Source organism: Geobacillus sp. DSP4a, from assembly GCF_013096875.1.
GTDB classification, from domain to species: domain Bacteria; phylum Bacillota; class Bacilli; order Bacillales; family Anoxybacillaceae; genus Geobacillus; species Geobacillus thermophilus.
This window is the reverse complement of the sequence record NZ_SDLD01000139.1, coordinates 1-1,025: the sequence shown is the minus strand read 5'-3', so window position 1 is coordinate 1,025 and position 1,025 is coordinate 1. Positions and strand designations below refer to the sequence as shown.

At 42.6% G+C, this 1,025-nt stretch carries 1 protein-coding gene; it reads right to left on the bottom strand.

Features of this window, described 5'->3' with window-relative positions; all coding sequences use genetic code 11:
- Positions 1-159: 159 nt before the first annotated feature.
- Positions 160-687 carry a helix-turn-helix transcriptional regulator gene (locus ETC02_RS16675; protein WP_371810222.1) on the bottom strand — a complete coding sequence of 176 codons (528 nt, stop codon included), beginning with the start codon at positions 685-687 and terminating at the stop codon, positions 160-162.
- Positions 688-1,025: the final 338 nt, after the last annotated feature.

Here is a 1,025-nt window from a genome sequence, read left to right as displayed (position 1 = left end):
TTTTCCGTGCGAGACGGGTCCATTCTTCGGGAGAAAAGAGTTGACGAATGGTTTGAATCCATGCTTTCATTTGTTTTTCCATGAAAAAAATCCTTTCTAACGTGGAGTGTTCGTTAGAAAGGATACCGTGTTTTTGACGATGCACAAAGACCAAAATTCTTAACTTGATGGGTATGGGGCATCGCTCCCTTCCTTTTTGTAGTCGATTAAAACAATGCGTTTCGTATGTACAGCGCTGCTTAACTCCCAAATGATTTCAATAAGCGGTTGGTTATGCTGCAAAGGAACATAGTGAAAACGTTCATTTTGGATCACTTCCTGAATAAACCGTTGATTTTGCGGATGGGATTGAAAAATGAGTTTTTTCAATATTCGATCCATCTCTTCCTTTGGCAGCGAACGACTTTCCAGCAGTATTTTAGAGACAACCAAAATTTCTTTGTTTGTCAACCATCCTTCTTCGTCCTTCTTCAGCACATAACCATTTTTCTTCCGATCATACTCCAATTCCATTAAACCTTGGAACATCTCGGCAATGTACGCACGCAACTCATCGAGATCACGCTGAATGGTTTTTTCGTTGACGCTAAACCGTTCCGCCTCCCTCTTTTTTGAAATCGCCTCCCCTTTGCGAAGCCTCTCATAAATGGATAGAACCCGCAATGACTTTGGGTGCTGATCATCCACGCTCATCCCCCATTGTACTGTCGAAACGCCGATCAGCCCAAATTACTATAATACTCCTAAAATGATCCGATTATGAATCCCCAACAATATATTACCATCTCCACTTGGACATTATATGTACTTCAAAAAAATTTTGCATTCTCTTTAACTTCCCTCCGAAAGAAGTCTCCTACTTCTAAACGTGAAGGTGCGCCAGCACCAGTGAAAGTGGGGTGTGAGTAAAATATTTGTGGGTGACATTCCGAAATGATCCCCGACGAGGGTTGCGAACTTTTGTTCGCGACGCTCGTCGGGGCCACCAAGCGAAGCGCGGTAGAAAAAAGCAAATGTCATGCAAA